The organism is Haloechinothrix halophila YIM 93223 (assembly GCF_000504245.1).
In the GTDB taxonomy this organism is placed as follows: domain Bacteria; phylum Actinomycetota; class Actinomycetes; order Mycobacteriales; family Pseudonocardiaceae; genus Haloechinothrix_A; species Haloechinothrix_A halophila.
This window is the reverse complement of sequence record NZ_KI632509.1, coordinates 2,646,116-2,671,672: the sequence shown is the minus strand read 5'-3', so window position 1 is coordinate 2,671,672 and position 25,557 is coordinate 2,646,116. Positions and strand designations below refer to the sequence as shown.

Sequence of the window (25,557 nt, the reverse complement as noted above, 5' to 3'; positions counted from 1 at the left end):
GCGTCTCCGCCGGGGCGACGTGGCCTGGGCCGGAACTCAGTCCGTGGCCCGTCGGGCCTCGCGCCGGTCGGCGCAGTTGCCGCAGTAGCCGTCCCAGCCCTCGCCGTCGTCCGAGTCACCGTCGCAACCGGCGGTGCGGCAGCGGGCGGGCGGCTCGTCGGCCGCGTCGGCGTCCGCCGCCGGGCTCGGCCGGTACAGCGGCACCCCGTTGAGCCGGACGTCGATGGCGATCGGGCCGTCGCCGGCGGGTTCCAGGGGCGGTTCGGCATCGTCGGTGCCGACCTCGACGGTGAACAGGCCGTCGTCGGCGTCGCAGTAGACGGTGACGTGGACACCGTCGACGGTCATGGTCGGGTAGGGAACGGGCTCAGCCAGCCAGAACTTCGGGGCGATCCCATCGAGGTGGCGCAGGTAAGCGGTCAGATGCCGAGGATGCTCGGCCAGGGCCTCGGCGACCGCGTCGCGGCTGGGCAGCTTGGCCCGGTACCGGCTGGTATCGATGTGCTCGCCCACCGGTTCCCACCACGACCGCGGCGGCGCGGCCCCGAGGGCACTGGACAGCACGTATTCGACCTGGGCGACGACGTCTTCCCAGTCGCTGCCGTCGCGGGTACGGAACTGGTCTAGCTCAGCACGGAGTACCACGTCGCCGGGGTCGGGTGGGGTCCAGAGCTCCAGGCCGAATGGGTCAAGGATCGCGTGCAGCCGCAGGCCCTCGGGGTCGACGTGGAAGTCGGCGTCGTCGACGACGACCGCCTCGGCAGTGGGCAGGGCGTCGCGAACGATCCGGGCCGCGTCGAGCATCCGCAGGTAGTGCAGTTGCTCCTGGGCGTTGTCGAAGGTGGCGATCGCGTGGTTGAGCCGGTCGGCCAGCGGCGAGTCCGGGATCAGGTCGATCACGGCAGCTCACCCCATCCGCACGCCTCGCGGTCGGCAGGGGTGAGCAGTTGCGGCACCGGCTTGCCCTCGTACAGGTGGAGCACGGTCGCAGGTGGAGCACGGTCGGTGTGCCCCAGTGTCCGCGGTCGACGCGCCACCAGTAGCCGTGCCAGACCAGGCCCGGTGCGGCCGGGTGCGTGGGCTCGGCCACCTCGGTGATGCGGAAGTAGCTGCTGCCGACGAGTGTGATGTCGCCAGCGGCCGCGGTGAGCAGCACGGTGGTCAGCGCGCTCATCGCTCCCACTCCTCGAAGTCGTCGGCGGCGACGTGCAGGGCAGTGCCGGCGGGCAGGCTCTCGTTGCCGATGGCCACGAACGGGCCGTGCATCCCCGCGGTGATGGTGATCGCCAGGCCGATCGCGTCGACGCGGTAGGTCAGCGGCGAGTACTGCGGGCCGTCCGGGTGCTCGTCGAACACCCGCAGGGTGGCCATGCGCCTTTCGACCCGCTCCGGCTCGCGGCCGTAGACCTGGTGCTCGACGATCTCGAAACCGTCATCGATGTGCTCGCAGACGGTCGGCGCCTCGCTGATCTCGCTGTCGTAGAACAGCGAGACTGCTGCGCCGTCGGACAGGCCCTTCGGAGTGGTGGACGGTCCCATCCGGTTCGCCCAGTTGTCGCGCACGCGGCTGGCCAGCGTGTGCACCGCGTCGTCGTAGCTGAAGTACACCTCGGTCTCGTCGCCGTGGTGGTTCCAGGTGTGCAGCAGCCACATGGTCGTGCCGACCTCCGGGGTGCTGCTCGGCGCGGCCGGTTGCCGGGCTAGGAAGGTGGACGTGGGCATGGGTGGGGTACTCCTGTTCACTCGGTTTCGTTGGCGCGCAACGGGTTTGGTCGGTCCCGTCGCGCGGTTGGTGCTTCCAGCGGGTCTGCTGACGGTTCTGTCCGTCAGCAGGTAGGGAAGATGCCGAGGACGGTGGCGGCGTTGGCCAGCAGCAGCCGGAGCGCGTCGTCGGCCTCGTGTTCGCTGCTGAACGCCTTGTTGCTCAGCAGCCGGTGCTGGTCGTAGCCGGGGTAGTCGAAGTCCTGCACACAGATCACGCACGGCCGACCGTCGCGCCCAAGGTAGAAGCGGTAATGCACGGCGGAGGTGTGCAAGTGGCGCTCGGATTCGGGGTCGTAGCTCAGCATCGGGCGACCTCCCGGCTGGTGCCGCAACCGCCGCAGTGAGGTTCGGTCGCGCCGTTGAACCAGTCGCAGGGGCACCACCAGAGCAGGCCGGCGCGGATCGCGACGCCGCGGATGACCGGTTCTTCGTGGTGGGTGGCCGCGTCGAGCAGGGTGTGCAGTTCGGAGGCAGCCGGCATCGCATACTCCTTTCCCGGAGCGGATGGATTCGAGGGGTGGCGCTGGCCGCGGTGTGGCTGGTCACCGCGGCCAGTGCCGGGCCGAAGGGCGCCGGCGGCGGAGCCGGTGCGTTACGCTGGTCGGCGATGGCGGTGCCGGTGGTCGGGTATTCCTTCACTCGGTTTCCCCGGCCGGCCCGCCAGCCGGTGATTGCTTTGGTCGGCCGCCCTCGGGCGGACCCGTGAGGGGTCTTTCACCGGCACCTCGTGGTGGCCCACCCGGCGATGTCCGGGTGGGCCACCGTGCGTCAGGCCGTGAGCAGTTCGAAGGCGGCCTGCTTCTTCTTCGCGACGCCGTCGCTGCTCAGGACCCGGTTCGCCCGGACGAGGTCGTTCTTGGCTGGGCTGTAGTGGTCCAGATACTCGGTCACTGCCTGGAACGCCGCCCAACGGCTGCCGCGGATCGGCGCCTGAGTCTCGGCCGAAGTCCACAGCCGAGTGAGCTCGCCGCGACGGCGGCGGGCGTTGTTGAGCGTGCGGGTGGTGGCCTTCTTCTCGTCGACCGGCCACACCTGTTCGATGAGCTCGGCGAACTCGGCATTGGTTGTCGCGGTGTTGAGCATCCGTTCGGCCTGCGCCTCGAACTCGGTGGCGTACTCGTACATCAAGCCCAGCTTGGAGCGGATTTCCTCGACATTGATCTCGGACTTGCTGGTGTGTCGGATGGACACCGCACTGATCTTGTCCTTGATCGCCACAGGGAGCTGGTTGGCGCAGAAGATCCTGTACGGGACCAACATGACCCGGAATGCGCTGGAACCGTCGTGGGAGTTGAACACGACCAGGTGCAGCTCGACCGGATCGACGCGAGCGACGCGCATCACCTTCGGCAGCTGCATGGTGACGAAGGTGCGGCGGCCGCCGTCGAGGTAGCCCGCTTCGGCGAGCCCGGCAGCTCCGGACTCGGCCACCAGGGCATCGATCACGTCCGCGGAGTCCTCGTTCTGCTTGATGCCATAGCCGGAGCCCACCGTGGACAGGTACCGGGCCGCCCCGGTGCGCGGATCGGTGCGCACGAGCATGACCTTCTCCGGGTTTTCGACGCTGGTTACGCCGTTCTCGGTGAGCTCGGTGGCGGTCTGGACCAGCTTGCGGATGTTCCAACCGGCCAGTCCGGCCACGGCCAGGGCCTCGCGGGCGTTGCGGGTGCCCGCCACGGACTCGCCGACCTGCTGCCACGGGTTGAGCCGCCCCGGCTCCAGTGGGGACAAGAGGTTGCTGGGGTGTGACATGGTGGGTTTCCCTTCACTCGGTTTCCTTGGCGGGCAAGGGGTTTGGTCGGTCCCCGTGCCCGGTTTTCGTCGGGTGGTTCCGCCCCGCCTCGGTGGGGCGCACTCGGCTGGCGCCGGCGGCGGGGCGGGGTCAAGCCGCGAAAAGCGTGCGGCTTGACCCCGGTTCGGCGCCGGCGCAGAGTGCGCTCGCCCCACCGAGGCGGGGCAGTGCCGCGCAGCTGTTGTTCAGTCCTCGCGGGTGGTGAGGTCTCCCCAGGCGCGGACGCCAAGGGTGTCGCCGCGGCGTTCGATCACGGTGCCGACCGACCAGGAGCTGGCGATGCGCCGGAGTTCGTCCGCGGCGTCGACGGCGTCCTGGCGGGTCTCCGAGGTGTCCGGGAATCCGGCGTCGACGTAGCTGGTGTGGAAGGCGTCCCGGTACTGCTCGGGCGTGAGCTGGCGGTAGGCGACCTCGGCGGTGGTCGTGGCCTTGCGGGAGGCGAGTCCGGTGAACGCGCGGCAACAGCCGCAACGGCCGTCCGGGTCACCACGGTCGGTGTCGCAGGACCTGGCGAGGTCGACCAGCTCGGTGCCGTCGGTGTAGTGGAAGTCGTTGTCGCGGCGGCCTTGGGTGCAGTCGGTGGCGACGAACACCTTGATCGTGAGCATGGAATCTCCTTGTGCGGCAACGAAAGGTGGGCGTGCCGTGGCCGCGCATCCCGGCGCGGTGACGGTGCGGGGATGCGCGGCCAGCGGTGATGGGGTCAGGCGTCGCGCAGAGCGGCCGCGGCGATGTCGGCCGCGGTGGTGAACACCTGGTGGCCGAGCGCGTCGGCGACCGTGGTCGCCTCGGTGCGGTCGAGGAACGGAGCCGAGGTGACGGCCGTGTCCCGGTCGGGCCCGACGAAGTACAGGGCGACATCGGCGCGGGGCGCCGGTTCGGCGGGTTCGTCCAGCTCGGGATAGGTCAGCTGCGCGGCCGGACCGGCCAGGCGCACGTCGGTGTCGATGCCCTGATCACTCCAGCTCATCGAATAGTCGAGATGGTCGTCGATGAGCTCGCGGTTGTCGTCGAGCCAGCTGCTCAGTGCCCAGCTCGGGCCCATGAGCAGGTCGTTGAGCTTGGCGATCGGGACCGGGACCGCGGCGACGAAGTCCCAGCGGATCTCCTCATTGGCCTCGATGTCCAGGCGGAGCCTCACCTCGTCGGCGCCATCGGGCGCGGTGGCGGTGATGTCGAGGGGAATGCGGTCGTCGAAGACGGACGTCAGCCCGCGCCGGGGCTTGTCGACCACGTTCGGGAAGTGCGCCTCGGGGTCGTCGACCGCGTCGCTGATCAGGTAGGCGGTGTAGAAGCGCAGCGATTCCGGACCGACCTCGACCAGCGCGCTCTCGTGGCCGCAGTTGACGACATGGGCGACCAGTTCGCACACCCGCGCCGGACTGAGCGCGGCAAAGGCGGCCGCGTGGCCGGGGTCAACGTGGTCGCAGGTGAACCACAGCCCGATCCGGGACGCCGCCGTGCGCACCGCGTCCTGGAGTGTGCGGTCGTCGCGGTAGAGCTGCGGGGTGAGGTCGGTCCGGATTAGCGCGGCCAGCGCGAGGTGCGACGGCTTGCCGGTGTAGGTGACGCCGTACTGGTCGATCAGCTGGAATCCGCGGCCGTCGGCGGCAGTGTGCAGGAGCGGGACGACGGTATCGGCGAGCTCGCGTGCCGTCGCGATCCGGCCGGTGCGGGTGGTGGTGATGGGCATGGTGCTCTCGCTTTCGGGATGCGGGCAGCACGACGACGGCCCCGCCACCGGTTGAAGGGATGGCGGGGCCGTCGTCGGCTGCGTGGGCGGTTAGCTACTGGTCAGCGGGGTGGCGGGCCGCTCGAAGTGGGCGAGCTCGCCATCGCGGCTGTGCAGGTGCACGCTGGTGCCGGGGCCGAGCTGGTCGGCCAGGGCCTCCAGCGCGGTGGTCAGGATCTGTTCGGCGTCGCGGTTCTCCGTGCCGATCTGGACGGTGTAGTCCGCGGCGCGCAGGGACTGGCCGGGCCGAGCACGCGCGGCCAGGGTCAGCCGCTGGCCGGCGTCCATCGAGTGCTCGTCCGGGTCGATGCCCAGCGACAGGAACCATTCGCACAGTTGCTCGACGACGTCACCGCCGGGCCAGCTGTTCATTCCGTCGTCGACCTCGACGTCCTTGATCCTGCGGAACAGCCGCATGATCGCGGCGCCTTCGCGGGTCTCCGGATCGATGCCGGGCTCGGGCGGATCGTCGCCGTACCACTGATCCACCCACGCCTGCTCGGCGTCGCCGTCCGCCTCGGCCTCCGCCTCGGTAGAGGTGGAGGCGCGCGACACGGCGTCCACGGTCGCGTCGAACACCGGCGTGGCCATTTCGGCCGCGGCGGACTCGGCCACGGCGCGGTCGTAGTCGGCGGTGGCCTGGCCGGCCTGCTCGCCGAGGTAGTCCAGCCAGTCGTTCTCGCTGGTCATCACGGGGTCCTTCCACTCGGTTTCGGTGTCTGCCGAGCGGCCGGGCGGGGTTGGTCGGTCCCCGCCCACGCCGTCGGTAGCTCGCTGTTCAGGCGGCGAGCGCGGTGATCAGGCCGGGCAGCGCGGCGCGGGCCTCGTGCACGGCTTCGTCGATCAGGCCGTGGTCGTCGATGACGGCGACGATCTGCTCCTCGAGGTCGCCGTCCGGGTCGAGGTCGGTGCCGAGCACGGCGGTGCTGAGCAGCACTCCGGCCTTGCGGACCGAGACGATGACGATGCGGTGCTCGATCTCGCGGGCCAGGCGCAGGTCCTGGCGGGCTTCGTGCTCGGCGAGCCGCTGTCCCAGTAGCGGCCGCCGACGCGGCGCGATCGCGGCGTCGATCTCGGCCCAGGCTCGGGCGTCGCGCTGGCGTTGCTGTTCGCGTTCGCGCTCGCGGCGGTTCTGCTCGTCGATGGCGCGGGTGACCTCGGGTTCCGGGGCCCAGAGACAGTCGCAGGGCTGCGGGTACAGCAGCGGCCCGTCTTCGGGGTCCCACGGTTCGCCGCGTTCTTCGTGGTCGTTGACCAGGTATTCGCCTGAGCCGCCGCACACGTCGCAGCTGGCCAGGGCCCACAGCCACCGCATCCGGGTCTTGCGGTAGCCCTCGGGGGGCGTGATCGTCAAGTCCATCAGGAACTCCTTGTGCACTCGGTTTCGACGGATGCCGGCGCGGCCGGGGCTTGGTCGGCGCACCGGCCGCGTCAGCGGTGGAAGATCACAGCGGGGCGGTCCACACCTCGATGCCGGGATGCTGGGCGTCGAGTTGCTGCTGGAACTCTTCGGCGCGGCGCTGTGCCCAGTGCTCGCTGGGGAACACCGCGGCCCAGCTGGCGTCGTCGGTGATGCGTCCGGCCGGGGTCATCCGCTGGACGGTCTTCTCCGCGCGACGCCGGAGGAACACCCCGTAGCGAGGGCTGGGGATGTGCTGGGGCGCGGGCTTCTGGTCGCTGCCGCAGCCCGGTAGCGCCTTCAGCGTCGGCGACTGCCCGGCGGAGACGTGCTCGCCGTCGATGAGTACGGCCTTGCCGTCGCGCAGGGTCCAGGCGAAGCGGCGGTCGGGCTTGCGCTCGACGGCCATTCCGCAGATCTCGCAGGTGCGGGTGTTCGTGCCGCGGGGGACCCACTTGTGCCGGATCACCGGGCAGCTCCGGTGTCGAGGGCGTCGATGTCCTTGAGGTCGTAGAGCAGGTAGTCGCGGTGACCGCGCCAGTGGCGCTGGCTGTAGTCGTTGGCAAACACGCGCAGCTGATCGCCGGTGAACAGGTACATCCACTCGAAGTCGATCTCGGTGTCCTCGTCCAGGGCGCCGTCGATCGGGTCCTCGGTGGAATCGGTGTAGAAGTAGCCGATGCCGGCGTGCGGGACGACGTGGCTCGGTTTGAAGCGGGAGCGGTCGCCGGTGGTCAGCTCGGCGCTGGCATCGGCCGGTGCGAGGGAGGACCAGTCCTCGCGCAGGATCTCCTCGAGCAGCTGTTTGGCGTCGCCGCCGTGGTAGGAGTGCAGCGCCTCGGCAAGCTGGCGGATCTGGTGACTGGGGTAGCCATCGTTGTGGCAGTAGCGGGCCAGGTAGGTCCCGTCCTCGTTCAGGGTGCCGATCAGGGATGGGTGGACATACGCGGTTCCTTTCACTCGGTTTCTGGTGGTGCGCAACGGGTTGGTCGGTGACCCGTGTACGCATCGAAGGTGTTGCGCCCCGTCTCGGTGGGGCGCACTCGCCGAGCGCTGGTGGCGGGGAAAGGGGTCAACCTGCGGGCGCTTTTCCCGCGGGTTGACCCCGGCCCGTCGCCGGCGCAGAGTGCGCAGCCCCACCGAGACGGGGAGCGGCAGATCTGGTTAGCCGCTGTTTGTGCTGGTCAAATGTGGCAGTCGACGGTGACCAGCCACATGTCGCCGGACAGCGAATCGAGGTAGGCGTTGGCCTCGGTGAGGTAGTCCGCCTGCGATTGCGGGTCCTCGTCGCTCATCCCGAACCAGCCCATCCGGCCCGGCGAGAGCCACCGGCCGTCGTGGGTGAGCGTGGCCCAGCCGGGGATCGCCTGGTCGCGGCATTGCTGCACGTACTCGTCGCGGTCGAGGTGGTCGAAGATGTCCTCGGGCCCGCCGAAGAAGAACCTGCGGTAGGCCACGTGGTCGCGCAGCGCGGCGATGCGCAGCTGTGCCCCGTAGTCGGCGCGGGCCTGCTCGATGGAGTACTCCAGGCTGGCCCGGTAGGTCTACCCGGCGACGTCGAGTTCCTTGCGGGCCCGCTCGTGGAAGTGCTCGTACTCCGCGGTGCCACGAACCAGTGCGTCGACGGCGGCCTGGTCGGCCAGGCCGAGGTCGGCACGGACTCCAGCCAGCGCGTCCTGCTGGAAGTCGCGGCGGGAGCGGGGCGCGGCGGTTTCGGCGGTCCGGACGCGTTCGACGACCGATCCCAGCGCTGGTGCTGCGGGGTGCCGGAGACGACGGAGGCGTATTCGTCCCAGGCGGGGCCGGCCTGCTCGGCCGCGGCGGCGCGGGCGCGCTCGAAGTCCAGCGCCCGGATACGGCCGGCGTCGGTGAAGGTCGGGTCCAGCGTCTCGTTCTCGTTGGCCCAACTGCGCTCGCCGGTCAGCAGGTCGGCCGGGTCGGCGCCGGCAAGCACCGGCAGACGGTGGCTGAACCGGCCGCCAATCTGGTACCAGTCCCACTTGGCCTGTGGGTTGATCCAGTACGTCTCGCCGTCCTCGTCGCGGCGCTGCGCGATGTCCAGGTTCTCGTCGAACGGGCCAGCAGTCGGGAGACCGCAGTGGTCATCTCGTCGTCGTCCTCAGCGAAGAGGGCCACGGTCATACTGAAATGCGACATGAAGGTGTTCGTCCTTTCACTCGGTTTCTCTTGTCGCGCAACGGGTTTGGTCGGTCCCGTGCACATCTGGGGGTTGGCCCGCGTGGTGGGTGCGGCCGGATCAGTCGGCCCAGTCGGCGACGCCGTCGAGTTCGATCTCGCCGTGCTGCGCGGTCTGGGCGGCCCAGCGCCGTATCCACGCCGCGGCCGCGGGCGTGGCCGCCGCGGCGCGCAGTTCCTGCTGGCGCAGCCATTCGGCTGACTCGCTGCGGCGCAGGCGCCGGTCGTCCGGGTCGAGCTCGTAGTAGGTGACGTCGGCTTCGCAGCCGTCGACGACGATGACTTCGTGGGGGCGGCCGTCGCCGTCGTAGCCGATGATCATTTCGACGGACGTAGTCACGTGTGCTTTCCCATCACTCGGTTTCTTTTCTGCTGTGCGGGCGGGATTGGTCGGTTCCCGCCCGCACAGGTCTTGGGCATTCGTGGCCGTTACGGGCCAGGAGCGCGAGTTGCCCGGCACCGTCGAGGGAGCCGGGCGCCGCGGTGGCCGGCGTGCTCAGCTCGGTGAGGTCGCAGGTGACGATCTCGACGGTCGGGCTGACGCCGTGCCAGTCGTCGGCGTAGTGGGAGGTGTCCCAGCCGCATCCCGGCTGGAGCTCGAGCCCAGTCGCGGCGTGGAACCGCTGGTATTCCTCGTCGGCGTCCCAGGTGAGGTTCGGTTGGCCGCTGCTGCGGAACGGGGCGCTGGTTTGCGGGACGAGGAACACTCCGTAGCGGGCGAACAGCGCGGCGATCGCGATGGCGTGGTACTCGAACCGGCGGCCGCGGTAACCGCCTGGTGCGTTGCCGGTGCGGGCCACGGCACCGAAGGGCGGGTTGCCGATCGCGGCGTCGAACTTGCCGAGTTGCATGGTCGGCAGGTCGAGGATGTCGGCGCCGATCCAGGTGGCTTCCGGCAGCACTTTCCGCCCGACCTTGAGGTAGGCCGGGTTGCGTTCCACGCACACCAGTTCGCGGCGGGGTTCGCCGTTCCAGCGATGCGCGAACAGCCGGCGGCACTCGAAGGCCAGGCGGCCGGTGCCGGCGCCGAGGTCGAGGATGCGGGTGGCGTTCATGCCGACCAGATCGACGGACAGGTCGCGGGCCAGGCTGCGCGGGGTGAAGAAGGCGCCCTCCAGGCTGTTCGCGGCGGTGGAGGACTCCTGCCAGTGGTCGAGCACGAACTCCTTTTCGTCCTCGTCCAGGTCACGGTCGGCCTCGACCAGCTCGCACGCCTGGCGGTGCAGTTGGGCTTGCTTCTTGGTCAGTTTCGCCATGGCGGGCTCCTGTTCACTCGGTTTCGCCCGCGGCCGCGCGGTGGACGGGTTTGGTCGGTCCCGTCGCTGTGCACGGCCGTTGTCGGGCCCCCACCGGGTGGCGGGTGCACTCGCCGGCCTCGCCGACGTGGTGCTGTCCAGCCGGCGCTTTTCCGGCTGGACAGCGGCGCAGTGGCGAGGCAGAGTGCGCCGCCCCGCCACCGGATTGGCCCGACCGCGCACACCCCATTTGTCGTGCCGGCTCGGTGATCCGCTCGGCGAGTCGATCATCGAGGCCGGCTAGCAGTCGTTGCGCGGGGCGCAGGGCGGTCGTCTCGGTGAGCCGGTCACCGTCCCAGCCTGCGCGGCGGGCCTCGGTGAACAGCAGCTCGGCACCCGTGGGGCGGGGCTGCGCGAGCGGGGACTGGGCTCCGTTGTTCAGCATCACCGGGATGGGCGCGCTCGTCGCGGTACGAATCGCCGGGCGCCACCAGGGTGGGGGAACGGCTGCCGCCCGCGATGACCAATGGGCGCCTCCAGCGTGCGGAGGCGCCCATCTACAGGAGAAACGGTGGTCAGCCGAACGGGTAGCCGTGTCTGATCTCGTAGAGATCCACTTCGTGCACCGCGCCGGTGTCGTGGTCGGTGAGTTCTACGACGGGGCCATCGGATTCACAAACGTAGCGCCACATCGTGGCGGCCGCGTCCGCAGGATCGACGGCGCCTTCGATATCCCACTCGATCACGCCGCGGTAGCGCTTGGGCAACGCCACTGCCTGTTCGGCCTGCCCAACGACGTCGTTCAGCCAGTCCGAGATCGTGCGCAAGGAGCGGTAGATGTGCCGCTGCCTGCCCTTGCCATCCTGCTGCTGGTAGTCAGCCTGCTCGTCCGCCCAGTTGTAGTCCACCACGGCACGGATCGCCGCGAGGAGCTTCGGGTCCACCGCAGGCGTGGATGCTGCACTTGATGACATACTTGCTCATCAGCCCTTTCGATGCAGATGGGTTGGTAGTGCCCTGGCTGGGCGGCTCGAACTTCCCGGAACGTCCCGCCCCGCCAGAGCGAGGTCCGTAGTACCAACCCGCCACGATCGCTTCGATGGCGTCCGGGATGGGACAGCGCGTAGAAGCAGTGCTCGTCCGGGTCGGCCTGCATCCGCTGTGGTGCGCGGGTGTCCTGCAAGACCACAATGCCGTCCCGCTGCGCCGGGCCGGCGTGGGCGACCTCGACCATCCCGGACCTGGTACCGGCGCAGCAGCGGGAGTACGTGCTGCTCGACCAGGGCGGCGGTGCTGGACCACCGGTCTGGGCGGTCAGCACGATCAGGTTCGACAGGTCGTCGCGCAGTTCGGGCGGACGGAAGCCGGGGTCGAGCAGGGTGCGCACGACCCCGCCGGTTGACTCGGCGCCCATGCCGTAGCTCCAGCAGGGTGTCCGCGGCGCTCATTACCGCTTCCGCAGGCGCAAGGTGATCCGGTCGGCGCCCGGCGCGTCGTAGGCGTCGACGAACGCCGGCGGCATCTGTTCGGTGGTGCGGTGCCCGGACAGCTTGTGCCAGGCGATGGTCCAGGTCGCTTCCTTCTCGTCCGGCCGCGGCGCCGGATAGTTGGGGTTCGGCACGCTGACCGACTTCTTGTTGACCCGGACCACGCGCAGCCACAGGTCGTTGTAGGACACCCAGTCGCCCTTGGCGACCTGGTCCGGGCCGAGCGTGGACGCCTTGCCCTCGGCCTGGAGCTGGGTGTAGACGCCCTTCCAGTAGTCGATCTGCTCGGTGAGAGTGGCGATCTCGCGCCGCAGGTAGACCACGCGCTCCTCGCCGGGGTACCGGATTCCCCAGCGGTGCCGCGGCTGGCCCTGCTCGTCGGTCTCGGTCACCCAGCCCGGTTCGCCGTCGAGCTCCCGCTGAAGGCGCCGGCGGTCGGCTTCCTGCTTGGCGATCCGGTTGGCCACGGTGACCGGGGTTGTGGCGGGCGCCCATGTGGTGCGACGCGGTCTCCGCGCGGCGCGCCAGCTCGTCGGCGTACTCACCTTGCTTGACGGATTTGCCGAGGCTGTTCCACGCGCGCTCGCGCCGGTTGCGGTCGGCCTTGTAGCTGTGGTGACCGACCAGCAGCGGCTGGCCCCATCGGAATGTTGTGGAAAACGTAGTCAGCTTTCGCCCGTGTGGCCTCGGCCTTGGCCTGCTGCTTCCCAGCGCGCTCGGTGAGCCGGTCGACCCGGTCGTCCATCCGATCGGCGAGATCATCTTCCCGCTGCTCGACGCTGGGCATCGTGTCATCGATCTCGCGCTCGACGGTGTAGCCCGCCGTGGTGAGCACCCGCTCGATATCGGCGATGGCGTACGGCTTGGACTGGCGGTACCGGGAGGACCGCAACAGCCACGCCCCGGCGTAGCGCGACCACGTCCAGGACGGGTGCGCTTTGAGTGCGTGGTGCGCGGGACTGTTCTTCGTCGTGCCCTCGACGGTGGTGCCGGACTCGTAGTCGTGGTGGATCGTCAGATTTCCCAGGGACATGGCAATGCGCCTCTTTCACTCGGTTTCCTTGGTTGCGGCGCAGGCGGTTTGGTCGGTCCGCGTGCGCCCGGAACACGGCCTGGTGAAGGGCTGTGAACAGCAGAAAGGCCCGGCCTGCGGCGGTCGTGGTGACCGCGCGAGCCGGGCCTGGAGGTGGACAGGGCAGGACGGGCGCTTAGCCCGTGGCGTGGTGGTGCCCAGGAATCGGCGGGAACCGCGCTACCGTCTCGGCTCGCTCGCCGTCCGGCCAGGTGAGCACTCGGCCGGTGGTGAGGTCGATGCCGAGCAGGGCGTCGCCGTCGAGTGTGATCGTGACGGTGCCTTCCTCGGTGGTGCCGACCGAGCCGCTGCGGCTGCTGGCTTCCCACGCCAGTCCGGTACGCGGCGCGGCGGGTGGCCAGTCGGGCAAGTAGGCGGTTCGCCGGTGGCCGGGGACGGTGACGTAGTCGTAGGGAGCACCGGCGGCTTCGCGTTCGGCGACGTGGTCGGCGAACCCGGCTTCGGCTCCGGCACGGTTCGGGTAGGACAGGACGGTCAGTTCACCATCGCCGAGGATGAGCAGCGCGTCGGCGGTGTCGCCTGGGTCGGCGGCCCAGGGTGCGGCGCGGATTCGCACTACGGCGGCGCGGAGCTCGATTTCGGGGCGTCCGTGAGCGTACGCGCGGGCCCCCACGATGACGTCGCCGACGGTGTGCAGGACGTCGGTGATCACGTCGTGGAAGTCCTCGACGTCGTCTGGCCACCAGTCGCCGCGCGGGGCGTCGGCAAAGGCGGCGGCATCGGTGTAGCGCAGGACGGCGCCCACGCCGGGCAGAGCTGTCATCGGTACTCCTGGGAAGCGGGAAGTGGCCCCGCCGAACCAATCCGCAAGCGGGCGGTGCGGGTCGGCGGGGCCGGTTGATCAGGCAGTGGGCTTGCAGCAGGCCAGCGGGACCCCGGTGAGGTCGTAGCTGTCGCCGTTGGCCAGGAAGCCGTACTTCGCCGACGAGAACGCCAGCATCCTGGTGGATTCCTGGTCCAGGGTCACCACGGCGGTGCGCTTGCGGCTGAGCCGTTCGATGCTCTTGACCGTGCCGCGCAGACCATTGAGGTACTTCGGGACAGGTTGTAGAGGGTGACGTCCAAGCCCTCCCTCACCTCGGCCGCGGCCTGGTCCTGGAGCAGCTTGCGGCGCGCCTTGACCGCCTCGATGACGGTGTCAAGATCGTTCGCGTCCGCGCTCTCCTGGATGAAGCCGACGACCGCGGGCATGGACATGGTTGCTGTGGACATGCGCAAACTCCTTGTGAAATAAGGGATTGAGAGATGCCAGGTTCGGTGACCCGGCGTCGTTGCGGTGGCGCTGCGCCCCCGGTTCGGTGGGGCGGCAGGGCAGGCGCTAGTAGCTGGCGCTGCCGAAGAACAACCAGCCGGTCTGGTCGGGCGAGCCGGTCGTGGTCACGGTGACGACGCCGTTGCCGCTGATGCCCCCGCCAGGGCGCATCGCATACTGCGCGGACGGCACGTCCTCAAGGCTCTCGCCCTCGGCCAGGTTGGTGGCGGCTGCCTTGGCGGCGGTGCGCAGGTCGGGGTAGCCACCGTCGCGTTGGGGGATTGGCAGGTGCTCGAGGGTGCGGGTGCCGCCCTTGACCGCGATCGCTCCGGCCGGACCTCGCTTGTCGCAGATCCGTTCGTCGTTGTCTCGGATCAGCTTGTCCGCCAGTTCCTCGGCGGCCTCGGGTGTCATCGGTGCGGCCTCGATGATCACGTAGCTGTCCTTTTCGGCGATGGTGCCGGTGTAGCCGGAGTGGCCGTGGTCGTACAGGGCCTGGTCGACGGCGGCTTGGAACGCCTTGTCGACGTCTGCGCCTTCGGCGTAGCTCTCGAATGTCAGAGCTCTCATGTCTGGTTTCTCCTCGTGCTCGTGCGGAGCGGCCGGACACGCATCGACGGGTTCAGGCGTGGGACCTGAATCGAGCGGGTCTTGACCGCTGCCCCGGTTCGGTGGGGCGCACTCGCCTGGCGTCGGTGGCGGGAAAGGGGGTCAAGCCCGCGGGCGCCTTTCCCGCGGGCTTGAGGCCCGGCCGCCGCCGACGCAGAGTGCGCAGCCCCACCGAGACGAGGGTCAGTGGCACCACCACAACTCATTAAGTCCACATGAGTTGACATAGATCAGACGGCTTAGCTATCGTCTACTACAGAAAGCAACTCATATGGACGATTGAGCGCGAGCCGCCACGGTACCACCGAGCAGCGAACTCCGAAACGCAGAGCCTGGGATCTCGTCGGTGTTGACCTGCCGACCGGCTTCCGCTCGTCAGCAGGGGAGGCCAGGGCATGTGCACGCCGGACGTCGACAGCGAACTCGCCCGCTACGTCGAGACTCCCGATCATAGGCGACTATCACCGCAGGGCTCTCCGACTGGATGACGATCTCCTCGTCCCGCCAGTGGGCCAGGTTCTGGATGTGCTCGATCCCGGCCGGCACCGAGACCTGATACGGCGGCAGGTAGGCGGCACTGAGCTGTCGGCGGGCGTGTCCCGCTCCGGCTGGGCACGCCTTCGCCGTCTCTTGGGCCTGTTCGCCGCCGTCGACGCCTGGCAGCGGTCGACCACGGCTGTGGCTGAAACGCTGTTGCGATCCACTGTTCACCATCACAACGTCCACATAAGTTGCCATTTTCGGTACTTTGTGCCAGTGGGCTGACGAACACAAATCAGTCGGGAGGAGAGTGCGCGATGACCGAGACGAAGACATCCCCGAAGAAGCGAGCGCGACGGTCCACCCTGGCCAGCCGCAAGCTGGAGGCGGCGCGTCAGCGCCTGGCCAACCAACTCGCCGAGGAGCGCGACCGGGAGGAGCGCATCAAGCAGGCCTTGCGGTCGTTCATGGACGCGGGGCAGAAGATCGCCGCCGCCGAGGAGGCATGCGAGGAGAAGGTCGCCGAACTGGAGAAGCGAATCGAGCGGCTACGTGAGAAGGCACAGGAAAACGTCGCCGGTGCGCATACCGAACAGACATGTGCGGCGCTGACGATGCACGAGGCGGGACGCACGATGGAGCAGGTGGCCGAGTTGCTGGAGGTGTCGCAGAAGGAGGCGCGGCGGTTGATCGCCGCTGGCCGTGAGGCATCGGCCGAGCCGGGCGGCTCGTCGCCCAAGCGGCGGCCGGACCGAGCAACCGAGTGGGCCGGGGATGCGGCTTCACCGGAGCCGGCTGCCTGCGCGGCCATGGGTTCCGAGGTCGAGGGTGGCGCAGTGCCGGACGGATTAGGCGAACAGCGCGATTTGCGCGGGATCGATGCTCATCAGGATGCCCCGAAGGCGAGCTTCATCCCAGCCGCGTCCGCGCACGGCAGCGGCGGGGGCTCGTGAGCGTTTCGCTCGTTCATGGCGAGCCAGCCCGAAGCAGTGTCTGACCCGCCAGCGTGGGCGTCTGCCGCGGCCCTTGGCGGCCATCCGGCTCAGGTTGTCCGCGTGGGTCGACGGCCAGGTTACGGCGGTCGGGGTACTCGAGTGCGCGGTGATCCGGCGTCCCGAAGCTCGGGTTATCGCCCACGTTGAACAGCTCCAACACGCGCTCGGCGATCTCCTCGTCGGTGGTGTTCGCCGTGACCGAGGATTCGTCGCAGGCGTAAACCTCGACAGCCCGGTCCTCGCGGCGGCGAAGGCCGCTGGTTCCGGACGTGCGGCTGATGCTGTCCCGGTACGGTGAGCACGCTCGTTCAGCGCGAGATGATTGCTACCTCTTGGCCCGGCCGAAGAACAATCAGTCGGCCTGACCGAACGAGCCGGTCGTGGTCACGGTGACGACGCCTGCGCCGGTGCGCACGCCACCGAACAGGGGCAGCAGCACACTCCATACGCACGTCTATCTTAGTTGACACCCGCTTGAAGATCGTTACCGATTTCTCCATCGACACGCAGTTCGACGTTCTCCATATCTGGTCAAGCTAGCCCTACAAGATTGACAGGTGCTTTCGTCATTGCGAAGCTATCTGTCATGGAGTTCGTCGGCGTAACGGACGCCGCGCGACAACTCGGCGTGACGACGCGGCAGGTACAGCACCTCGTCGCGAGCGGTGACCTGCGCCTCGTCGCCCGCGGACTCATTGACCGGACCTCGCTGGATCGGCATCTCGCCACTCGACAGGGCTCCCGGAAGCGTGCCTGGTCCGAGAGCAATGCGTGGGGTGCTGTCGCGCTGCTGTCCGGTCAGCACGCCTTCTGGATGGGGCCGTCACAGCGTTCCCGGCTCAAGGGCGTTCTTCGGCAGCTGACGGCGGACCAACTGGTAAGCCGCACCCGCAACCGAGCTCAGGTCCAGCGCTATCAGGGTCATTCCCGCGCCGCCGAACGGCTTCGGCGCGAGCTTGTCGACACCGCCAGCGCTACCGCCGCGCTCGGCCTGACAGGTATCGACCGCGTGGACGGCTACCTCGACGCCCAGTATCTCGACGAGACCGTCGCACGCCACGCCCTCATCGAGGCACCGGGCGGCCGGTACACCCTACGTGCGACCACGATGGACCTGACAATCGTGCGCTCCCTCGCGGACTCCGGATCGGTGCTGGCCGCACTGGACCTCGCGGAGTCACTCGACGTCCGGGAACGCCAGGCCGGCCTGAGAGGCCTGGCGGCGGCGTTGCGGCGGCCTCGTGACTGATCAACCGACTATCGACCTAATCGCAGCCGAAGGTGGGGCCACTCGCACCGACCTGGCTGGCTTCCAGACCAGCCCGACGCAAGGTCGGGCTGTGGATGGAGGCCAGTTTCCCGCCACCGAGGATCACCAGCACGTCGGCGATCATGTTCGGACAGGCGGCCCACAGGCCGCGCGTATCCGCATCACTACGGCCCGGTTGGGGCATCCGTGGGCGTCAGCGCGGGCCTCCACGATCATGTCACCCAGGTGCGCAGCAGGTTGCCGGGCAGAACGGTCTGCCGGGGCGCTGATCCGGCCACGATCACTCCTGACGGTGCGAGCGGGCCGCCACTCACCAGATGTCCTGCTTGTTAGCGCTGGCTGGTCAGCTCCTGCGGTGGATACGCGCGGTGATCAAACCAACGACGGTCGCGTCCTTGTCGTCGGCCGCATCCTCGGTGAGGAGCCGTTCGGCGTGACGAAATGCGAGGCGAGCTCCAGCGAGTCGTCCGCGCTCCTCGACGTAGGCCAGCGCGGCGGTCAAGTCGTCGTGATGTTCGGTGTCGATACATCGCCGCAAGCGGGTGACCGGAGTGTCAATGTCGTCGCCCACCGGACGGCTGGCATCGGGATCACAACCCGAGGCCAGATCACGGAGAACGCGACGACACTCCTGCGGAGTCAACGCCGATGGTCGATCGGTGTTCATGCCGCTGATCCTTCCGTATTGACTACGGCGGCCCCGCATCCGGTCCATCGGATACGGGGTCCGACACAACTTCGTTCGCCGCTGGAGTCAGCCGCTCCTGGACCGCTGCCATTTCGCCCGATGCTCGGCGGCGATCCGCTGGAAGGCACTGCCGTCCTTCCGGTCCTTATCGGATCGCAGTTTCAACTCCTCGGCTACCGCGTCCAGCGCGTCAGCGTCAGCATCAATGATCGCCTCCGTGGCGCGATCGGTGAGTTCCTTGCTTGACAAGTGCGACAGGTCGTCGGTCACAGGTACCTCCCTGTGTCGGGTGCGGGCGTGTTGCCGCCGCACCCGACAGCGGGCCTGTGCCTGCCGGGACCAGGCTCGGCAAAGCCGACCGCGGCAGCGGTTTGGCCTGGTTCCGGCAGGCACAGGCCCGCTTCACTGAGAGCGGCAACACGCCCGCACGGCCAGGGAGACGTGCGAGGTCCGACGAGCTGCACAGCCGGAGGTCAGCACCTACCAGGACCCTGTCATCGACGGAACAGGTCCAGCTGAATTGCGGATTCCGTTACGTGGTGGTCACAGCAACCCCGATGTGGCGTGAGCGCACCAAGGGGCGAATCGAGACATGCATCGCAGCTCCCGGTAAGCTGCGGGTTGCTGATCAGCCCGCCCGGTGTCGGCAAGACAATGTGGGCCGAACGGTCGGGTTTGGACGGTTCCGATGATGCATCTGGGTGCTGTGTCCCGTTCGATGGTGCGCACTCGTCCCAGCGCTGGCGACGGCAAAAGGCGTCAAGCTCGGCCGCCGACGGCGCAGAGTGCGCAGGCCCCACCGAGTACGGGTAGCGGCTGTCAAATGGTTGCTACGTCTTGACCAGGCCGAAGAACAACCAGCCGGTCTGATCGGGGGAGCCGGTGGTCCTCACGGTGACGACTCTTTGGCTGTTGCCGCTCACGCCGCCGTCGCGGCGCATGACGTACTGCGCGGACGGCACGTCGGCGATGGCCTCGTCCTCGGCCAGACCGGTGGCCGCCGCGTCGGCGGCGGCGCGCAGGTCGGTGTAGCCGCCGTCGCGCTTCGGGATCGGCAGACCCTTGAGAGTGCGGGCGCCCCCTTGACGGCGACCTGGAAAGCCATCGCGATGTTGGGGCCTTCGGCGTAGATCTCGAAGGTAGTCCCGCCCATGGTGGTTTCTCATCATGCGCGTACGGGGCGACCAGAGGCGCATCGACTCGTTCGCGCAGAGAGTCCTGATGGAGCGGATCTGGCCGCTGCCCCCCGTTCGGTGGGGCGCACTCGCCCGGCGCCGGTGGCGGGGAAGGGAGTCAAGCCCGCAGGGGCGTCTCTCCCTATGGGCTTCAGGCTCGGCCGCCGACGGCGCAGAGTGCGCAGGCCCACCAGCCCGGCCTGAGCACAGTACGTCCACATGAGTTGACATTTGATTCTTGAAGATGGGAAAGTTGTCCCAGTAAGACAACTCATATGGACGTTATGAGCGTGAGTGGTCGATCTGGTACCGCCCATGGAGCTCGGACTACGAGCTCGTCGGTTCTACCTGCAAATCGGCTTTCGCTCGTTAGTTGGGGAGGCAAGGCCATGTGCACGTCGGACATCGACACCGAACCCGCTCGCTACATCCTGTTCTGTGGTCACGTACTCGAGATCCCTGCCGAGGTCGACACCGCGATCGAAGAACACGGACCCAGATCGCCGTACTGCTGGTGCGACACGTGTTCTCGCTGGCGGCGGATCGGGGACAAGGTCGCGCCGAGTTCGCCGCAGCTGGAAGGGGAATGATCATGTCGCATCTCGACCACCGGCAGCCCGATACCGCCAGCATTCCGCACGGCGCACCATGCCGACGACCGATCCACTTCGTGGGCTCACTGCCGCCGGCGGTGGCCGAGACAGATCGAGCAGCCATGCAGTGGATGCTCGACCATGTCGGGACAGCTGAGTTGACCACGCTGCCGTGCGACCGGGATTCCCGCTGGATCATCGACTGGCTTGACGGGCTCCGTGAGCGTGGCCCGATGGACCTTGTCCTCGACGGCGATTCCTCTGACTACACGAAGCTGCCGGTCTACCGGCTCGGCCGTGGCGAGCGCCTTGGGATCGGCGACGTCACCCCCGGCCGCAGTGCCGAGGTCACGGCCGCGCTGGCAGCTCGGCGGCAGCTCAGCGCGGCCGAGCTGCCGCCGTACCAGGTCTCGATGCCCGCGCCGCTTGACTTGGCGTTGTTCGCGTTCGGAGTGCCGGCCGCAGTGATGCGTCGGCTGTCGCCGCGCGCCGCAGTGCGGGCGATCGTGTCGGCGGTGCGCTACCTACCGGTATTCAACGCCGCGGTCGTAGCCGAGATCGAGCACGTCGAGCATCTGGCCAGAACGTGGAACGAGGAGATCGTGATCCAGCTGGAAAGCCCGGCGGTGCTGGTCGCCTACGACCGGGCTCCTCGGGCAGCCTGGCCGGTCCTAACTCGGTTCCTGGCTCAGCAGGCCGCGAAGGTCATCTCGGCGGCGCTGCCGGAGACCCAGTTTGTGCTGCACAAGTGGTGCCGGGGCGATCTCGGGCACAAGCCGATCGCTTCGCTGCGCGACCTCAGTCCGATGGTCGCGTTCACTAATGCGCTGGCTGCCCGATTGGAGCGTGCGGGCAGGGCAGTTCCCCCGGTACATGTCGCGCTGTGCGACGGGGACAATCCGCCCTCGCTGGATGCTAGTGACTACACACCCCTGAGGAGGCTGCGCCACGACATCGCCGTGATCGCCGGGCTGGTTGACGAGCGGCACCCGGAATCGTCAGCAACGGCGCTCGAGCTGACCGAGCAGGCGCTCGACCGACCGGTGGCCGCAGTCGCCGCGCCCTGTGGCCTGGGACGCAGGACTGCCGACGGCGCTGCAGCGAATGCAGCACTGGCATGGCGGCTCACCGGCGACGAGCACGCCCCAACAGGCCGCGGTCGCACGCAGCACCGTCTGCTCCCAGCGCCACACCGAGCAAGGTGAACTCGGTCGCCAGCCTTGAAGCGGGGGAACGAGGGCTCCGACGTCATGCAGAGGCTAACGCAGAGGTCGCATCCCGCGCCTGAGCAGGCCGCCGAGTCGATCGGCGCACTCGCGTGCATGCCGTCGTTAAGCCGTACCGAGCAGCAGCCCCGCTGCTGTGGCGACCGTTACGGCCAACCGTGCCGAGGAGGGAATCACACTATGAACTTCGGCGATTCTTCCGCGTTGGCCATCCCTGGGGCAGACGGCAGGCGTGGGGAATGCTCCGTGACTGAGACCGTCGCTGAACAGATCGTGGGCGCGGTTATCCCGGTCAGGCGAAAGCCACGCAAGACTGAGGAGAACGTGCGGGCACTCCCGCTGGCGGAACAGGTCCTATCCCGAGACGGGTCGATGCACTACCGAATTGCCTCGGTGGATCACCGCGGCCGAATGGCGGAGTCGTCGCTCATGCGGGTTCTCGGTTGGCTGCCCGCCGACCGGGTCGACGTCGCAACGACATCGGGCGTCGTCGTCTTTCGACGGAACCGCTACGGGGCGTTCCACCTGACACGAAGAGGTCACGTGCAGCTCCCGCTGTCTGTGCGCCGATGGTGCGGCGTGAGGCCGGGCGATCGGGTTTTGCTCGCGGCAGCACCAGAGTTGGGTGCATTGATCGTGCACACGATGGCGGTGTTGGACGGAATGGTTCTCGCGTACCACGACCAGGCGTGATCCGAAATGAGGGACCGGCAGACCCACACTAGTTCGGGACCCTCTCGGACGGCCGAGGTCGAGGCAGCACGTCTGTTGTTGTTGCGTTTAGGGGTGAACCCCGAGGAGCTCCTCGCCGACGTACCACGGGCCGAACCGCCACCGACCTTCGCGGAGTACGTACCGAAGGTGGCCATCGCGGTCAGGGACGGGACGCGCCGGGCATACGGTCCGTACTGGGACCGGATTGTGGAGACCTGGGGCGAACGCCGACTGGATGAACCGACGGCAATCGACGTCAAATACTTGGCCGAGCACGTCAGAAGTCACGCTGTGGTCCGGCGCAACAGCAGGGGTGGGCGAAGCGCGGCCGAGCATCTGATCTCGGCGTTGCGCTGCGTCTACAACCATGCGGCAGCTGACGGATGGGTGAGGGAAGCGGACAATCCTGCTCTCCGGGTGTCCAAACCGCGGCGTCTTCCCAGCACACGCCACGGCTTGTCGGACTCCCGGATACGTGAACTCAACCAGGTGGCCGCACGGACGGGGAACGACCCCGTACTCGATTGTCTCCTTCTGCGGCTGCACACGGAGACGGCTTGCAGGCGTGGTGGCGCGCTCGCGTTGCGTCCTCAAGATCTTGACGAGGAGCAGTGCCTAATTCTGTTGCGGGAAAAGGGAGATACGCAGCGGTGGCAACCTGTGTCGCCGACCCTGATGCGATGCCTGCGTGATCACGTAGAGCGCGGCCCGGGAGAGCCCAGCGCGCAGTTGTTGCGTTACCGTGACGGCCAGCCGATCACCACCCGCCGCTACGACTATCTCTGGTCACGGATGCGGAAGCATCTGTCGTGGGTTCGGACCCAGCAAGTGAGTACCCACTGGCTGCGGCACACGACGTTGACGTGGGTCGAACGCCATTTCGGCTACGCCGTGGCCCGAGCCTACGCCGGGCACAACGACAACCGCAGCGCCGGAGTGACTGCCACCTACATCCGCGCGGACATAGTCGAAGTCGCGACCGCGCTCGCAGTACTGACAGGTGAAACCCACCCCCTCGTTGTCACCGCGTAACGCGAGAAACACAAGCCAAGCACGCGGCGTTCTGACCGTAGTTGCACCAGCGGTGCTGGTTGAATCGGCAAGCCCTGCTGTCTAGCAACCAATCGTCCACGATGGACACTAACGTGTGCTAGTCTTGTCGGGGCCGCGCGCTCTCGTCGTCGGCGGCGAACGCCTGGGGCAACTGCGGCAAGGCCTCAGCGGCCACGAGCGAAGCGAGGCAGACGCGGCGACGGCGACTGGCGATCTGGTCATTTGTGCTTCCGGGTGAACATGTCGGGCCGACCATCATGCACCTGCCCGGTCTGGTCTTGCCGATGCCAGGGGATGGGGTTCGCCGGTGAGCGCTGCGAGGGCGGCAGCGACTTCCTCGAGATTGGCTCGGATGTAGGTCGTTGTGGTACCGGCGTCGCCGCCGCTGTCGATATGGCCGGCGAACGCGCGGGCTACGGCGTAGCCGAAATGGCGTTCTACCCACGTCAACGTCGTGTGCCGTAGCCAGTGCGTGCTGATTTGTTGGGTGGCTACCCACGGCAGGTGTTTGCCCAGGCGCGTCCAGAGGTGGTCGTAGCGCCGGGTGGTGATCGGCTCGCCGGAGCGGTACCGCAGCAGTTGTCCGCCAGCAGCAGCCGCACCTCGTTCTTCGGCATGTGCTTGCAGGTGGCGCATCAGGGTGGGGGAGACGGGCTGCCAGCGCACCGTGTCGCCTTTTTCCTGCAGCAACACCAGAAATTGCGCGGGATCGAGATCGTGCGGGCGTAAGGCGAGCGCGCCGCCGCGGCGGCAGGCTGTCTCGGTGTGCAGCCGCAGGAGCAGGCTGTCCAGTGCCGGGTCGTTTCCGGTGGTGGCCGCGACTCGGTTGATCTCCTCCAGTCCGGTGTCGGGCAGACCTCGCCGGGTGCTGGGCAGACGGCGGGGCTTCGGGACCCGTCGTGCGGGGTTGTCGGACTCAGCGATCAGGCCGTCGACGACGGCGTGGTTGTAGACGCACCGGAGTGCGGCGATGAGGTGTTCGGCTGCGCTGCGGCCACCGCGTGCGTTGCGGCGGGACACGACGTGGGTTCGGATGTGTTCGGACAGTTGCTTGATCTCCAGCGCGGTGGGCTCGTCGAGTCGCCGGTGGCCCCAGTGCTGCTGGATCCGTTTCCAGTAGGACGAGTACACCCGTCTCGTGCCGGCGCTGACAGCGGCGGACACCTTGGGGATGTACTCGTCGAACGTCGGCGCGGGGGAGCGCTGCTGGGTGCTGCCGAGAAGATCGGCGGGAGAGACACCCATGCGCTGCAGCACCAGGCGTGCGGCTTCGATCTCCGCAGTGCCGGGATGTTCGTCAGGACTGGCAGTCATGACGTAACACCCCCGTCCATCGCGGAGTGGAACGCCGTGACCATCGCGTCGAGAGCGCGCGCTGTGTATACGATCAGCACGCCACTGTCCGCTGCGGCGGCCAGGAGCACCCGGTCACCTGCCTCAAGGTGGCACCACCGCCGCGCGGCTACGGGCAGGGGAATGTGGCCTCGCCGAGCCAGGGTGAACATTCCGGCGGCGTCCGGGTGCACGGCCACCGCAGTGTTGGACACCAAACTGAACTGCAGTCGCTGGCCTGGCTCCCAGCCGAGGGCACGCACGACCGACTGTTCAGCGACCCGGCCGCGCTCGTCCAGCGCGGCGATGCGGTAGAGCATCGCGGTCTCGTCGGGTAATGCCGCCAACCGGGGCAGCGACATCCCCCGCGACGCCGGACCGATCGGCGACCGCTCGGCTCGAGAGGTGGACCGCGGAACCACGGCCGGCACGAACGTCTCAAACACGGCCATCATCCCCGCCCGCGCGGAGCTGAGCGCACAGCAGGATACGACGGCGGGCGCTGCGCGCCACGCCGCCGTGTCGACCGGAAATCGCTCGTATTTGCGTGGGAGGGATCCCACCCACCGGTGTCCGAGGGGGGACTTGAACCCCCACGCCCATTACGGGCACTAGCACCTCAAGCTAGCGCGTCTGCCATTCCGCCACTCGGACTCGCTCTGTTGTTGCTGCGACACAGCGTATCTGATCGCCAGAGCCGCTTGCACCCGGGGTGCCACCCGTTTACGGGTGTGCCAGCAGTCGGCGCCCACCGTCGTTATGTGCTCTGCGGCCAGCAACGGTAGGGATCGGCGCGTTGAGATAAGGCGGTGATGGCGAGACTACGCGGAGGTTGAGGAACTCACTGGTGCGGCGGAACGCGACGAGTTCGACTCGGCGGTCTAGACTCGGGCCAACGAGGCCGAACCGAGGGAGGTAAGTGTGAGCGTCGAATCGTCTGACATGATCACCATCCCCCGTGCCGAGCTGGATGCGCTGAGGGCTGAAGTCAGGAGACTGCGGCGCGAGGTCGGGCGGACCGTCGCCAAGCGCCGTGCTCACGTCGATGATGGTCCGGGCGATGGCGCGCCGACCTTCTCTCGCGAGGAACTGGCGTCAGTGTGGGGAATCAATGAGTGATCGCCTCGTTCGCTTCCCCGGCGCGTCCTGGGATGAGATTGAGGCTCTACCGCAGCCGCTTCGATGGACGGTGCAGCGGACCATTTTCCACTTGCTGGACGAACCAATTCCGACTCTCGCCACCCCGTTTCCCGGTGATGACCCGCTGCCAGGTGCCTATGAACTGCACCTGCCTGATGACGCGGTGACAATCTGGTACACGGTCACCGTATATGAAGGGCGCGAGGTCATCAGCGTGCAGCACGTAAGCGTCGACACCTAATCGCAACTTTGGACGCAGCCGGTTGAAAGATCCTTCCCGCGCCAACGCCAGACGTCTGCCAGTCGACACCAGCATCGTCCAGGTACCCCAT

36 protein-coding genes, 1 tRNA gene and 1 pseudogene are annotated in these 25,557 nt (G+C 68.2%); 9 read left to right on the top strand and 29 right to left on the bottom strand.

Features of this window, described 5'->3' with window-relative positions; genetic code table 11:
• Window positions 1-36: 36 nt before the first annotated feature.
• The 12 genes from AMYHA_RS12240 to AMYHA_RS12185 form a co-directional block, all read right to left on the bottom strand.
• Window positions 37-900 (bottom strand): hypothetical protein, encoded by an 864-nt coding sequence (locus tag AMYHA_RS12240; RefSeq protein ID WP_034271096.1) that lies wholly within the window; start codon window positions 898-900, stop codon window positions 37-39.
• A gap of 270 nt (window positions 901-1,170) precedes the next feature.
• On the bottom strand, window positions 1,171-1,722 hold the full coding sequence (locus AMYHA_RS12235) for a hypothetical protein (protein WP_034271094.1): 552 nt from the start codon (window positions 1,720-1,722) through the stop codon (window positions 1,171-1,173).
• 104 nt (window positions 1,723-1,826) lie between these two features.
• Window positions 1,827-2,069, bottom strand: coding sequence for a hypothetical protein (locus AMYHA_RS12230; RefSeq protein ID WP_034271092.1), 243 nt, complete (start codon window positions 2,067-2,069; stop codon window positions 1,827-1,829).
• A complete protein-coding gene (locus AMYHA_RS12225; RefSeq protein ID WP_034271089.1) occupies window positions 2,063-2,245 on the bottom strand; it encodes a hypothetical protein in 183 nt (60 codons plus the stop codon). The genes AMYHA_RS12230 and AMYHA_RS12225 overlap by 7 nt, the downstream gene beginning before the upstream one ends.
• A gap of 287 nt (window positions 2,246-2,532) precedes the next feature.
• Window positions 2,533-3,516, bottom strand: coding sequence for a DUF932 domain-containing protein (locus tag AMYHA_RS12220; RefSeq protein ID WP_051399807.1), 984 nt, complete (start codon window positions 3,514-3,516; stop codon window positions 2,533-2,535).
• 225 nt (window positions 3,517-3,741) lie between these two features.
• Complete coding sequence (locus AMYHA_RS25685; protein ID WP_051399806.1) at window positions 3,742-4,164, bottom strand: DUF7715 family protein; 423 nt, start codon at window positions 4,162-4,164, stop codon at window positions 3,742-3,744.
• Window positions 4,165-4,259: 95 nt separating this feature from the next.
• Window positions 4,260-5,249: a hypothetical protein gene (locus tag AMYHA_RS12210; protein ID WP_034271086.1), complete on the bottom strand. Its 990-nt coding sequence runs from the start codon at window positions 5,247-5,249 to the stop codon at window positions 4,260-4,262.
• Window positions 5,250-5,339: 90 nt separating this feature from the next.
• Window positions 5,340-5,978, bottom strand: coding sequence for a hypothetical protein (locus AMYHA_RS12205; protein ID WP_034271082.1), 639 nt, complete (start codon window positions 5,976-5,978; stop codon window positions 5,340-5,342).
• An 88-nt stretch (window positions 5,979-6,066) separates the two neighbouring features.
• Entirely contained in the window at window positions 6,067-6,648 is a 582-nt protein-coding gene (locus AMYHA_RS12200) for a hypothetical protein (RefSeq protein WP_034271078.1), read from the bottom strand.
• A gap of 85 nt (window positions 6,649-6,733) precedes the next feature.
• The gene (locus tag AMYHA_RS12195; RefSeq protein ID WP_034271075.1) at window positions 6,734-7,156 is read right to left on the bottom strand and encodes a hypothetical protein; all 423 of its coding nucleotides are present in this window, start codon (window positions 7,154-7,156) and stop codon (window positions 6,734-6,736) included.
• Window positions 7,153-7,647, bottom strand: coding sequence for a hypothetical protein (locus tag AMYHA_RS12190; protein ID WP_034271072.1), 495 nt, complete (start codon window positions 7,645-7,647; stop codon window positions 7,153-7,155). Before AMYHA_RS12190 ends, AMYHA_RS12195 begins: the two co-directional genes overlap by 4 nt.
• Before the next feature lie 224 nt (window positions 7,648-7,871).
• Window positions 7,872-8,144: a hypothetical protein gene (locus tag AMYHA_RS12185; protein WP_034271069.1), complete on the bottom strand. Its 273-nt coding sequence runs from the start codon at window positions 8,142-8,144 to the stop codon at window positions 7,872-7,874.
• On the opposite strand from AMYHA_RS12185, the gene AMYHA_RS12180 reads away from it, so the two are divergent.
• A complete protein-coding gene (locus tag AMYHA_RS12180; protein ID WP_034271066.1) occupies window positions 8,145-8,834 on the top strand; it encodes a hypothetical protein in 690 nt (229 codons plus the stop codon).
• A 110-nt stretch (window positions 8,835-8,944) separates the two neighbouring features.
• Here the strand turns inward: AMYHA_RS12180 and AMYHA_RS12175 are convergent, their stop codons facing one another.
• From AMYHA_RS12175 to AMYHA_RS12160, 4 genes are all read right to left on the bottom strand, one after another.
• Window positions 8,945-9,223: a hypothetical protein gene (locus AMYHA_RS12175; protein ID WP_157362050.1), complete on the bottom strand. Its 279-nt coding sequence runs from the start codon at window positions 9,221-9,223 to the stop codon at window positions 8,945-8,947.
• Between the two features lie 13 nt (window positions 9,224-9,236).
• Complete coding sequence (locus AMYHA_RS12170; RefSeq protein ID WP_051399805.1) at window positions 9,237-10,139, bottom strand: N-6 DNA methylase; 903 nt, start codon at window positions 10,137-10,139, stop codon at window positions 9,237-9,239.
• A gap of 13 nt (window positions 10,140-10,152) precedes the next feature.
• Window positions 10,153-10,563, bottom strand: a complete 411-nt coding sequence (locus tag AMYHA_RS12165; protein WP_034271060.1) for a hypothetical protein — start codon at window positions 10,561-10,563, stop codon at window positions 10,153-10,155.
• 130 nt (window positions 10,564-10,693) lie between these two features.
• A complete protein-coding gene (locus tag AMYHA_RS12160; protein WP_157362049.1) occupies window positions 10,694-11,092 on the bottom strand; it encodes a hypothetical protein in 399 nt (132 codons plus the stop codon).
• Between the two features lie 198 nt (window positions 11,093-11,290).
• Between AMYHA_RS12160 and AMYHA_RS27910 the strand changes: the two genes are divergently transcribed.
• Window positions 11,291-11,539, top strand: a complete 249-nt coding sequence (locus AMYHA_RS27910; RefSeq protein WP_231104718.1) for a hypothetical protein — start codon at window positions 11,291-11,293, stop codon at window positions 11,537-11,539.
• A gap of 26 nt (window positions 11,540-11,565) precedes the next feature.
• Here the strand turns inward: AMYHA_RS27910 and AMYHA_RS27905 are convergent, their stop codons facing one another.
• From AMYHA_RS27905 to AMYHA_RS25680, 6 genes and pseudogenes are all read right to left on the bottom strand, one after another.
• The gene (locus AMYHA_RS27905) at window positions 11,566-12,072 is read right to left on the bottom strand and encodes a hypothetical protein (RefSeq protein WP_034271051.1); all 507 of its coding nucleotides are present in this window, start codon (window positions 12,070-12,072) and stop codon (window positions 11,566-11,568) included.
• A gap of 67 nt (window positions 12,073-12,139) precedes the next feature.
• Window positions 12,140-12,367: pseudogene (locus AMYHA_RS28395) on the bottom strand (DUF3560 domain-containing protein); the annotation flags it as partial.
• A gap of 446 nt (window positions 12,368-12,813) precedes the next feature.
• Complete coding sequence (locus AMYHA_RS12140; protein WP_034271045.1) at window positions 12,814-13,461, bottom strand: hypothetical protein; 648 nt, start codon at window positions 13,459-13,461, stop codon at window positions 12,814-12,816.
• 78 nt (window positions 13,462-13,539) lie between these two features.
• A complete protein-coding gene (locus AMYHA_RS28190; RefSeq protein WP_269189754.1) occupies window positions 13,540-13,668 on the bottom strand; it encodes a hypothetical protein in 129 nt (42 codons plus the stop codon).
• Window positions 13,662-13,910, bottom strand: a complete 249-nt coding sequence (locus AMYHA_RS12135) for a hypothetical protein (protein ID WP_034271043.1) — start codon at window positions 13,908-13,910, stop codon at window positions 13,662-13,664. The genes AMYHA_RS28190 and AMYHA_RS12135 overlap by 7 nt, the downstream gene beginning before the upstream one ends.
• Before the next feature lie 106 nt (window positions 13,911-14,016).
• Complete coding sequence (locus tag AMYHA_RS25680; RefSeq protein WP_051399804.1) at window positions 14,017-14,520, bottom strand: hypothetical protein; 504 nt, start codon at window positions 14,518-14,520, stop codon at window positions 14,017-14,019.
• An 836-nt stretch (window positions 14,521-15,356) separates the two neighbouring features.
• Here AMYHA_RS25680 and AMYHA_RS12125 point away from each other — a divergent pair.
• Window positions 15,357-15,992: a hypothetical protein gene (locus tag AMYHA_RS12125; RefSeq protein ID WP_034271040.1), complete on the top strand. Its 636-nt coding sequence runs from the start codon at window positions 15,357-15,359 to the stop codon at window positions 15,990-15,992.
• A 628-nt stretch (window positions 15,993-16,620) separates the two neighbouring features.
• Window positions 16,621-17,283: a hypothetical protein gene (locus AMYHA_RS12115; RefSeq protein ID WP_034271034.1), complete on the top strand. Its 663-nt coding sequence runs from the start codon at window positions 16,621-16,623 to the stop codon at window positions 17,281-17,283.
• A 16-nt stretch (window positions 17,284-17,299) separates the two neighbouring features.
• Here the strand turns inward: AMYHA_RS12115 and AMYHA_RS28185 are convergent, their stop codons facing one another.
• The 4 genes from AMYHA_RS28185 to AMYHA_RS12100 form a co-directional block, all read right to left on the bottom strand.
• Window positions 17,300-17,428, bottom strand: coding sequence for a hypothetical protein (locus AMYHA_RS28185; RefSeq protein WP_269189753.1), 129 nt, complete (start codon window positions 17,426-17,428; stop codon window positions 17,300-17,302).
• A 219-nt stretch (window positions 17,429-17,647) separates the two neighbouring features.
• Window positions 17,648-17,971 carry a hypothetical protein gene (locus tag AMYHA_RS12110; protein WP_157362047.1) on the bottom strand — a complete coding sequence of 108 codons (324 nt, stop codon included), beginning with the start codon at window positions 17,969-17,971 and terminating at the stop codon, window positions 17,648-17,650.
• Window positions 17,972-18,058: 87 nt separating this feature from the next.
• Entirely contained in the window at window positions 18,059-18,262 is a 204-nt protein-coding gene (locus AMYHA_RS12105) for a hypothetical protein (protein ID WP_034271029.1), read from the bottom strand.
• Window positions 18,263-18,822: 560 nt separating this feature from the next.
• Window positions 18,823-19,161 carry a hypothetical protein gene (locus tag AMYHA_RS12100; RefSeq protein ID WP_034271026.1) on the bottom strand — a complete coding sequence of 113 codons (339 nt, stop codon included), beginning with the start codon at window positions 19,159-19,161 and terminating at the stop codon, window positions 18,823-18,825.
• 395 nt (window positions 19,162-19,556) lie between these two features.
• Here AMYHA_RS12100 and AMYHA_RS12095 point away from each other — a divergent pair, with 395 nt between their 5' ends.
• From AMYHA_RS12095 to AMYHA_RS12080, 3 genes are all read left to right on the top strand, one after another.
• A complete protein-coding gene (locus AMYHA_RS12095) occupies window positions 19,557-19,757 on the top strand; it encodes a hypothetical protein (RefSeq protein ID WP_034271023.1) in 201 nt (66 codons plus the stop codon).
• Between the two features lie 2 nt (window positions 19,758-19,759).
• The gene (locus AMYHA_RS12090; protein ID WP_157362045.1) at window positions 19,760-20,965 is read left to right on the top strand and encodes a hypothetical protein; all 1,206 of its coding nucleotides are present in this window, start codon (window positions 19,760-19,762) and stop codon (window positions 20,963-20,965) included.
• A gap of 720 nt (window positions 20,966-21,685) precedes the next feature.
• Complete coding sequence (locus AMYHA_RS12080; protein WP_034271018.1) at window positions 21,686-22,732, top strand: tyrosine-type recombinase/integrase; 1,047 nt, start codon at window positions 21,686-21,688, stop codon at window positions 22,730-22,732.
• 276 nt (window positions 22,733-23,008) lie between these two features.
• On the opposite strand, the gene AMYHA_RS12075 is transcribed toward AMYHA_RS12080, so the two are convergent.
• From AMYHA_RS12075 to AMYHA_RS12065, 3 genes are all read right to left on the bottom strand, one after another.
• Entirely contained in the window at window positions 23,009-24,067 is a 1,059-nt protein-coding gene (locus AMYHA_RS12075; protein ID WP_034271016.1) for a tyrosine-type recombinase/integrase, read from the bottom strand.
• Window positions 24,064-24,531, bottom strand: coding sequence for a hypothetical protein (locus tag AMYHA_RS12070; protein ID WP_157362043.1), 468 nt, complete (start codon window positions 24,529-24,531; stop codon window positions 24,064-24,066). The genes AMYHA_RS12075 and AMYHA_RS12070 overlap by 4 nt, the downstream gene beginning before the upstream one ends.
• 124 nt (window positions 24,532-24,655) lie before the next feature.
• Window positions 24,656-24,739, bottom strand: a tRNA-Leu gene (locus AMYHA_RS12065).
• Between the two features lie 267 nt (window positions 24,740-25,006).
• Here AMYHA_RS12065 and AMYHA_RS12060 point away from each other — a divergent pair.
• Both AMYHA_RS12060 and AMYHA_RS12055 read left to right on the top strand, forming a co-directional pair.
• Window positions 25,007-25,204 (top strand): hypothetical protein, encoded by a 198-nt coding sequence (locus AMYHA_RS12060; RefSeq protein ID WP_034271014.1) that lies wholly within the window; start codon window positions 25,007-25,009, stop codon window positions 25,202-25,204.
• Window positions 25,197-25,466 (top strand): hypothetical protein, encoded by a 270-nt coding sequence (locus AMYHA_RS12055; RefSeq protein WP_157362041.1) that lies wholly within the window; start codon window positions 25,197-25,199, stop codon window positions 25,464-25,466. The genes AMYHA_RS12060 and AMYHA_RS12055 overlap by 8 nt, the downstream gene beginning before the upstream one ends.
• Window positions 25,467-25,557 lie beyond the last annotated feature (91 nt).